At 45.0% G+C, this 8,824-nt stretch carries 7 protein-coding genes; 3 read left to right on the top strand and 4 right to left on the bottom strand.

Annotated features, from left to right (window positions below):
* Positions 1–1,018: calcium/proton exchanger (gene cax / locus IQ242_RS10090; RefSeq protein WP_193959870.1), on the top strand; the 1,018-nt coding region annotated here is incomplete at its 5' end.
* Positions 1,019–1,020: 2 nt separating this feature from the next.
* On the opposite strand, the gene rsmG is transcribed toward cax, so the two are convergent.
* Both rsmG and IQ242_RS10080 read right to left on the bottom strand, forming a co-directional pair.
* Positions 1,021–1,698: a 16S rRNA (guanine(527)-N(7))-methyltransferase RsmG gene (gene rsmG / locus IQ242_RS10085; RefSeq protein ID WP_193959869.1), complete on the bottom strand. Its 678-nt coding sequence runs from the start codon at positions 1,696–1,698 to the stop codon at positions 1,021–1,023.
* Between the two features lie 121 nt (positions 1,699–1,819).
* Positions 1,820–2,467 (bottom strand): ABC transporter ATP-binding protein, encoded by a 648-nt coding sequence (locus tag IQ242_RS10080; RefSeq protein ID WP_190358273.1) that lies wholly within the window; start codon positions 2,465–2,467, stop codon positions 1,820–1,822.
* An 85-nt stretch (positions 2,468–2,552) separates the two neighbouring features.
* On the opposite strand from IQ242_RS10080, the gene IQ242_RS10075 reads away from it, so the two are divergent.
* The gene (locus IQ242_RS10075; RefSeq protein WP_193959868.1) at positions 2,553–3,467 is read left to right on the top strand and encodes a Sll0314/Alr1548 family TPR repeat-containing protein; all 915 of its coding nucleotides are present in this window, start codon (positions 2,553–2,555) and stop codon (positions 3,465–3,467) included.
* A gap of 503 nt (positions 3,468–3,970) precedes the next feature.
* Positions 3,971–5,011, top strand: a complete 1,041-nt coding sequence (locus IQ242_RS10070; RefSeq protein ID WP_193959867.1) for a fatty acid desaturase — start codon at positions 3,971–3,973, stop codon at positions 5,009–5,011.
* Between the two features lie 330 nt (positions 5,012–5,341).
* On the opposite strand, the gene IQ242_RS10065 is transcribed toward IQ242_RS10070, so the two are convergent.
* On the bottom strand, positions 5,342–6,928 hold the full coding sequence (locus tag IQ242_RS10065; protein WP_193959866.1) for a serine/threonine-protein kinase: 1,587 nt from the start codon (positions 6,926–6,928) through the stop codon (positions 5,342–5,344).
* Positions 6,929–7,230: 302 nt separating this feature from the next.
* Positions 7,231–8,721 carry a UDP-N-acetylmuramoyl-L-alanyl-D-glutamate--2,6-diaminopimelate ligase gene (locus IQ242_RS10060; protein WP_193959865.1) on the bottom strand — a complete coding sequence of 497 codons (1,491 nt, stop codon included), beginning with the start codon at positions 8,719–8,721 and terminating at the stop codon, positions 7,231–7,233.
* Positions 8,722–8,824: the final 103 nt, after the last annotated feature.

The raw sequence follows: 8,824 nt of genomic DNA, 5'->3' as shown, positions 1-8,824 counted from the left end.
ACACTGGAGCGGAACAGTTGTTTTTATCACGGCTTGTCTAGCCATTATCCCCCTAGCGGCCTACATGGGGGAAGCCACGGAAGCGATTGCGGTGGTGGTCGGGCCAAATATTGGTGGTTTGATGAATGCCACCTTTGGCAATGCCACAGAATTAATTCTTGCCTATGTCGCTTTGCGCGAAGGGTTCATCGATGTGGTAAAAGCGACGATTACTGGCTCAATTATCGGTAATTTACTCTTAGTTATGGGATTATCGATGTTTTTAGGCGGTTTACGCTTCAAAGAACAGGAATTTCAACCGATAACCGCTCGTTTAAATGCTTCGGCGATGAATTTAGCGGTGGTGGCGATTCTTTTACCCACTGCCGTGCAATTTACCTCCACGGGAGTCGGGGAAGTAGTCCTACAGCGTCTATCCGTGGCCGTGGCAGCGGTGTTAATTTTCGTCTATGGTTTAAGTCTCTTATTTTCCATGAAAACCCACACCTATCTCTACGATGTCGGGATTGCAGGTATCGAGGAGGAAAGCACTGGAGAAAACCCCGAAAAGCCAAAAATCTGGTTTTGGTCTTTGATTTTATTGATCGTTACCATCGCCGTGGCCGTAGAATCGGAGTTATTAGTGGCATCCCTAGAGGAGGCTACGGAACAGCTAGGTTTAACGGCGCTGTTTACCGGGGTGATTCTTTTGCCTATTATCGGTAATGCGGCCGAACACGCTACGGCTGTCACCGTCGCTCTTAAGAATAAAATGGATCTATCGGTATCTGTGGCTGTCGGTTCCAGTATGCAGATCGCCCTGTTTGTGGCTCCAGTTTTGGTTATCATGGGTTATATTATCGGTCAGCCCATGGATCTAAATTTTAATCCCTTTGAGTTGGTGGCAGTGGCTGTAGCGGTGTGGTTGGCTAATTCGATTAGTAGTGATGGGCGATCGAATTGGTTGGAAGGAATGTTACTCTTAGCTACCTATGCTATCCTCGCCTTGGCTTTCTTTTTTCATCCTCTCACCGCTTAGAGTTATCCCTTGCCGATATATAGACAATGACGGACACTTTGGCTTAAGGGAGTGGTAAAACTGGCAATTTCGAGGATTTTACCGCCGGCTTTCTCTAGATTCTTCTCTAAACTCAAACTATCCTCCGACGACCACTGACCACGATAGAGAATAGCGATTCCGGTCTTTTTCAGGAAAGGCAAAGCATAGTTAACACAGATATCCACATTAGCTACCGCTCGCAAACAGACGATATCGTAAGCACAGTTATGTTTAGGGTTTTTCCCGACGATTTCCGCCCGACCTAAACGAGTTTTCGTGTTATTTAACTCTAATTTGTCAATAACTTCTTCAAGAAAATTAATCTTTTTTTGGGTGGAATCTAAGAGAGTCACCGACCAATGGGGATAGGCGATCGCAATTGGCACCCCCGGAAATCCGGCCCCCGTCCCCAAATCAATGACTGATAGGGATTTTGTCAATAAATCTGGCTGGGATTTTTGTAACCAAGCTAAACCCGATAAAGAATCCCAAAGATGTTTTTCCCAAAACTCCTCCGGTTGGGTAATTCGGGTGAGATTAAAACGTTGATTACCCTCTAAAATCAACTCATAAAGTTGTTGAAATCGCGCTTGTTGGGCCCCATCGGGTTGCCATTCTAGGGTTTCTTGCCAAAGGTCAAATAATTCAGGAAGGATCATTAATTCAGTTATCAGTTATCAGTTATCAGTTATCAGTCATCAGTTATCAGTTATCAGTTATCAGTCATCAGGTATGAGGGGAGTGGGGAAATTTCAACTAATACCCCAAAACCCTAAAACCTCAACTATCTGTTTTTTCACTTTTTACTTCCCTCAAATGTCCTTGTTCAATTTTCCAGTGACGGTCAGCAATAGGCAATAATTCCCCAGCATCGTGACTAACTACTAATAAAGTCCAGTGTTGTTTGAGACTAGCGAGAAGTTTGGCCAATTGACGACGCATCGACCAATCTAAACCGGCCGTAGGTTCATCGAGAAGTAACAGATTAGGCTGCCGGATTAACTGGACAGCGAGGGATAAACGACGCTGTTGACCCCCACTAAGATTATGGGGAGAAGTATCCAGGGGAGTATTTTCTAATCCTACCTCCTTTAAGGCCGCCGTTAGGCGATCGCTTTTAATCTCTGGATGACCGAGACGCAACTCCTCAAGGATGGTTTTACCGCAAAAATGACGTTCAGGAAACTGAAAAACGATTCCTCCTAATTGTTGCAGGTGCAGCACCGTTAATTCTTGGTCGCGCCAGTGAATCGTCCCCGCCGTTTTATCGGCAAAGCCTGCTAAAATTTCCAAAAGAGTCGTTTTTCCAGAACCACTGGGCCCGACAATCAGACCTAATTCTTGGGGCGCTAATTCGAGATTAATCCCCTGTAAAATGGGATTGAGGGCAGCGGGAGGATGATAAACCACATCTTTGAGATAAAGCATTGACAGGAAAATAACTGGAAATTAAGTCTAGAAACTCGTTTCTATTGTGACAGATTTTTTCATTCGCTCAAGGAGACTTTTGACCATGGTGCTGAGGTTAGGTTTAACTAAAAAAATGGCGATCGGTGCTTCGCTGGCTGTTATGGTAGTGGTTAACTGGATTGGTCCCGGGTTAGCTGGAGATCCTTTCCGCAAAACCAATCCCCGACCGATTGGTGATAAGACCGAGGCCGCTTTTAACGCTATTTTTAAACAAGGTAATTATCTAGAGGCAAAAAAATTAATTGTTGAGGCCACGGAAAAGGAACCCCAAGAACCTTTGTCCCATGCTATGCGCGCCTCTCTTGCTTTTACCGACCAGGATTGGAACACCCTCAAAACCTACTCCGAGAAAACTAAGGAAGCGGCCAAACAAATGCAGGATAGCGACCCTTTGAGGGGAAATTTGTATCTCGCGGTGGGGAGTTTTTTGGAGGGAACCTACGTTTTTCAAACCGAAGGAGCAGTATCGGCTATCCCCAGATTACAACAGGTGTTTCAGTATTTGGAAACCGCAGAAAAGGTTAATCCTACGGATCCAGAATTGAACCTGTTAAAGGGTTATATGGATTTGATTTTAGCGGTTAATCTGCCCTTTTCTAGTCCCCAAGAGGCAATTCAACGGCTAGAAACATACGGGAGTCCCGATTACTTGGTCGATCGAGGTATAGCTCTAGCTTACCGGGATTTAAAGCAGTATGATCAGGCTTTGCGGTTTATCGATAACGCTCTGAAAGCGACCCCCGATAATCCGGAATTAATGTATCTGAAGGGTCAAATCCTGAGAATTCAAGGCAATACGGATAAAAATACTGGCTCTTTGAAACTGGCACTAGATTACTTTAATAATGCCCTGAAAAAACAGGAACAACTCCCCGAATCGGTCAAAAAACAGTTAAATCGCGAACACCGTAAGGTACAGGAGGAGATTAAATCCCTAGAAAGCACCGCTAATCGTTAAAAAATGCCTAAAAATAGTCAATATTTAGGTTTTTTTATCAGTTATCATTTTTTGAAGGCAAAAGGCAAGAGGCAAAAGGCAGCCGTCAAGGGTGCATCTCAGATTTGCAGGAATACCGACAATCAGCAATTATCAGTGACTCTTAGATGATGACAAATGTATCAGCAGCTGCGTGTAAGCATCCCACCGAAAAACTAATGCGCTCCGGGGTTTGGGGGGTATAACCCCCCAAAAGCTGGGATTGAGTGGTAAAATCAGAAACAACGCCCGATTTTAGCAGGGGAGTTTCCCCGTAAAAATCCCAAGCCGTCAAATTTTGCCAAAACAGAAAATCTCCTCTTATGGTATATAAAGTAAAGGATTATTAAGCTTCACTGGAAGTTTATTAATTAAAGTTAAAAATATATTGACAAAAAAGATGGCTTGTGGTAGTAGGCAGAATTTAGCCAAACCTCCTAGCTGATTTCTTGTCAAGGGTTCACCTAAGTGTAATTGGAGATTTCATGACGGCAACGACGGATAAATTGCATGGGGAGTTGATCACCTCGATCGAGCCAGACTTTAAACTGAAAGATATTATTAAAAGCATTCCCAAAGAATATTTCCAGAAAGACCCAGTTAAAGCTTGGTTTGGTGTGATTACGAATATTTTGGCGGTCATTGCGGGTTATGCAATGCTAGTTTATTCTCCCTGGTATTTACTGCCTTTAGCTTGGATTTTCACGGGTACAGCTTTAACGGGATTTTTTGTGATCGCCCATGATTGCGGTCATCGGTCTTTTTCTAATCGACCCTGGGTTAATGATCTTGTCGGTCATATTTTCCTCTTACCGCTTATCTATCCCTTCCACTGCTGGCGTTTCCTCCATGATCGCCATCATGCTAAAACTAACATGGTAACTATAGATAATGCTTGGGATCCGTGGGAATTAGAAGCTTTTAACTCGGCCAACCCCTTAGTGCGTCTCTTTTATCGCGGCATTCGCGGCCGTTTCTGGTGGCTCGGTTCGATCGCCCACTGGGCGATTCTACACTTCAACATCGAACAATTCAAGGAGAACGAACGGGAAAAAGCGCGCTTTTCGATGATTGTAGTTCTGGTTTTTGCCGCTATTTTTTTCCCAACCCTAATTTTCTACACTGGTGTCTGGGGGTTCGTTAAATTTTGGGTGGTGCCTTGGTTTGTCTATCATTTTTGGATGAGTACCTTTACCCTTGTCCATCACACAGACCCCGATATTCAATTTTACTATCCCGAAGAGTGGAATCAAGCTTTAGCGCAACTAGAAGGGACAGTTCACTGTAGTTATCCCCGTTGGGTAGAAATTCTCTGTCACGATATTAATGTCCATATCCCCCATCATATCTCGACGGCGATTCCTTCCTATAACCTCCGCAAAGTTCACGCTAGTCTCCAAGAAAATTGGGGGAGTCACCTGAAAGAAACCAAGTTTTCTTGGGCATTAATGCAGCGAATCGTTGATTATTGCCATATTTTCGACTCCGAAACCGCCTACAAAACCTTTAAGGAAAGCCGCGGTTAAATCAGTGATCAGTGATCAGTGATCAGTTATCAGTGGGTAAGTTATCAGTTATCAGATTTGAGTTTTAAGTGGGGTTTGCTGAAAAAATCTAAAAACCTTGTTGGGTAAGACTTTTATACTTTTTTCCCCTCAAAAAGTGCCAGCCATTGCGGGGATCGGGGGGAAAATTCCGGGACTTTTTCCCTGAAAATTAGGTAACTGACTACCTCAAAATCGGTAAAAAACCACACCCCACACCCTGCCCCCAGGAAAAGCTTTTTGCCGCAAACCCTAATTAGGGTCTGCTGATCACTGTTTACTGATTACTGTTTACTGATCACTGAAAAAAGATTACCAGAAACTGCGTTTACCATTGGGCATAACTGTTAACCAATTGGTTTTTGCCAGGGCGATTTGTTCTCGAGTTACTTGGGCATCAGAGAGATTAGCCCCGCAAAGATTAGCATCTTTGAGATTAGCGTAGCGAAGATGGGCGCCAGTGAGATTAGCCCCGCGTAAATCGGCCCCTTCCAGGTCTGCATAACCGAGATAGGCATTATTTAAATTGGTATTTTTGAGAATAGCTTGACTGAGATTAACCCGGCCCAGATCCGCATTGGACAGATCCGCCCCTCGTAAATTAGCTCCTGTTAATTTGGATTGACAGAAATTGATGCCAAAAAGTTTGGCTTTGGCCAGATTGAGATTTGGTAATTCCTCTTGGGCGAAATTGCGCCGGCCGTTATTGTAAGCATCGAGAATCGCTTTTTCATCTAAGCGGGGTTTTTTCTTCAGTAGGGTTAGCTCTGTGCTGCTGCGGGCTTGACTTTTATTCAATACATTTGTATTAACCACTGAAAAAGCCATCTGTCCCCCCAGCATATTATCTGGAGAGTCCTCTGGATTTTTATTTTTGGGACGAAATTTAGACTTGAGACGGCCAGAAACGGAGGAAGTGGCTATCGAACCTGAATCTTGTCGGGGGGGCTGGGAAGTAACCATTGGAGCGGCGATTAAACTTTGGGCTAGACTATCGGCATAAGCCGTCATGTCTAAAGCATCCATTACCTCTTGGGCGGATTTGTAGCGATGACGGACAGAGACTTCCAGCATTGTTTTCAGGACTTTAGCAAACTGGGGACTCACCTTGACTAATTTTTCCCAGAGTAATTCACCTGTATTAATATCAACTTCGATCGCTTTAGGAGATTTGCCCGTGAGTAGATAGAGACAGGTAGCTCCCACCGCATAGATATCACTAGCGTAAACGGGACGCATGGCCATCTGTTCGGGGGGGGCAAAACCTTGGGTACCCACGGCAAAATTAGTGAAAGCGGTTTGAGAATCGGCATTGGCCATGACGCTATTAACTTGATTTTTGACAGCCCCGAAGTCAATCAGAACCAATTTTCGGTCTGTTTGCCGACGAACTAGGTTAGCGGGTTTGATATCCCGATGAATTACCTTTTGCTCGTGGACATATTTCAAAATCGGCAAGAGTTCACTTAAAAACTGTTTGACTCCCGCTTCGCTAAACGGTCCGCGTTTTTTGACCTCTTGGTGCAGGTTATGACCTTTAACGTATTCTTGAACTAGATAAAACTGTTGATTATCTTCAAAATAGTCCAATAATCGGGGAATCTGCGGATGAACTCCCAGTTTGGCCAAGGTGGCCGCTTCTCGATCAAAAAGTTCCCTCGCCATGCGAAAAACATTAGCATCTTGAGGGGGAGGTTGCAGTTGTTTGACCACACAGAGGGGCTTATCTGGTAGGGACAGATCCGATGAAACAAAAGTTGCCCCAAACCCACCTTTCCCCAAAATGCGTAGGGTTTGATAGCGGTCGTGCAGAAGAAGTTTTGAACCGCAACTCTCGCAGATTAACGCTGTCGGGGCGTTTTTCGGTTGAGTACAGTTGGGATTAAGGCAGTAGGTCATCTAGAGCCACCAATTGACCGATCTTTTTTACTAACACACCTTAACAATGAACTTTAAGAGATTCTCCTCAAGAGGGGGTATCTCCCAACGTCTAAAGCCAGAGGCCTCAGACAATCAAAACGCCTGTAACGCCTTTTTTGTGTCATTGCTTAGTCAAGACAGGGGCAACTTATCAAGATAGCGGTTGCTCCCTAACTAGGATTTGCACCTAAACCCTTCCAGCTTATCACATATTTTAACATTGGCTACTTCTGCCAATTGTCAACTAATGTTAGCTTTTCTTGATAATTGATCATCCCTCATCACTTTTTCCCTTTCATCAAAGCGGCCCGGGCCTGTTCGCGGTCATCGAAATGGATTTTTTCCGTCCCCAAAATTTGATAATCTTCGTGACCTTTACCCGCAATAATTACTCCGTCTCCCGGTTGTGCTGCTTGAATAGCGGTGTCAATGGCCACAGCGCGATCGCTAATTACCTGCACGGTAATTTCTGGGGGAATGCCAGCGATAATATCCTCAAGGATTCGTTCGGGAGACTCTGTGCGAGGATTATCGGAGGTAACTATGGCTAAATCTGCTAATTCGGCCGCTATTTTCCCCATTAACGGTCTTTTTGTCCGATCTCGATCGCCGCCACAACCAAAAACACAAATCATCCGACCGGAAATAAAGGGACGTGTTGCTTTTAAAACATTCTCTAAACTGTCGGGAGTATGGGCATAATCAACAATGACGCTGATATCTTGGTCGGGAGCGATGCTAACCCGTTCCATCCGCCCTGGTACTCCTGAAAACTGGGGAATTTGACTGATTACTTTCCCTAAATCTACACCACATTCTAACACTGCCGCCACCGCCGCTAAGAGGTTAGCTAGATTATATTGACCCACCAGAGGAGAAGCAAAGGCTATTTCTCCTTGGGGAGTCACCATCACCCCTTGAACTCCCGTGGGTTGATAGTGTAAATCTTTAGTATAAAAATCGGCACGAGCATCGGACACACTATAGGTTAAAACCTGTTGGGGAGACAGGGAGGCCACTAAACGTTGACCATAGGCATCATCAACGTTAATAATCGCCTTACCTTGCAGATAATCGGTACTAAATAATTTAGCTTTAGCGGCGAAATAATCCTCCATATCGAGGTGATAATCGAGATGGTCCCGGGTGAGATTGGTAAACACCGTCACGGGAAAAGTACAACCCTGTACCCGTCCCTGGGCCAGTGCATGGGAACTAACTTCCATGACGGCGATTTCATTGCCGGCGCTCACCGCTTTGGCTAAACTGGCTTGTAACTCGTTAGCGAAAGGGGTGGTATGATTAGCGGTTTCTTGGAATCCTTGCCAACGGGTGTAAAGAGTCCCGAATAACGCGGTGGGAATCCCTGCTTGGCTGAGAAAATATTCAATTAAATGGGTGGTGGTGGTTTTGCCGTTGGTTCCCGTCACACCGATTAATTTTAGGGTTTGGGCAGGATAATGATAAAATTTGGCAGCGATCGCACTAGCGGCAGTAACTAAATCTGCCACAACGATTACGCAAGCATCCTCCGGGGGGGGAAATTTAGCTGCGGCTGCCGGGGAGATAAGCGCCGCTAGGGCCCCGGTTTCCAAAGCGGAACGCCAAAATTCGCCCCCATCGACGCGAGTGCCAGGTAAACCGATAAATAAATCTCCCGGTTGACAAGCATGGGAATTGGTGGAAATTCCTGTAATCTCGGTTTCTAAAGCGATAGGAGAAGAAATCGGGGAAACCGGAGTGATATTTGTCAAAAGTTCTTGCAGTTTCATAGTCAGGATGGAATCTAGGGATTGCTGCTTTTAGATTAGACGATAATCAAAGAGGTTCCTAGTCCGAAATGAGAAGTGGGGGTGCGGGGGGTGGGGTGTAGGG

The organism is Microcystis sp. LEGE 08355, from assembly GCF_015207185.1.
Classification (GTDB): Bacteria; Cyanobacteriota; Cyanobacteriia; order Cyanobacteriales; family Microcystaceae; genus Microcystis; species Microcystis panniformis.
The sequence above is the reverse complement of the archived record's forward strand: the minus strand, read 5'-3'. Positions and strand labels throughout refer to the sequence as shown.

Excerpts from the sequence above, each read along its gene's own strand:
- IQ242_RS10080 (WP_190358273.1), bottom strand. The coding sequence starts at position 2,467 with ATGCTTTATCTCAAAGATGTGGTTTATCATCCTCCCGCTGCCCTCAAT.
- IQ242_RS10060 (WP_193959865.1), bottom strand. The coding sequence starts at position 8,721 with ATGAAACTGCAAGAACTTTTGACAAATATCACTCCGGTTTCCCCGATT.
- rsmG (WP_193959869.1), bottom strand. The coding sequence starts at position 1,698 with ATGATCCTTCCTGAATTATTTGACCTTTGGCAAGAAACCCTAGAATGG.
- IQ242_RS10075 (WP_193959868.1), top strand. The coding sequence starts at position 2,553 with ATGGTGCTGAGGTTAGGTTTAACTAAAAAAATGGCGATCGGTGCTTCG.
- IQ242_RS10065 (WP_193959866.1), bottom strand. The coding sequence starts at position 6,928 with ATGACCTACTGCCTTAATCCCAACTGTACTCAACCGAAAAACGCCCCG.
- IQ242_RS10070 (WP_193959867.1), top strand. The coding sequence starts at position 3,971 with ATGACGGCAACGACGGATAAATTGCATGGGGAGTTGATCACCTCGATC.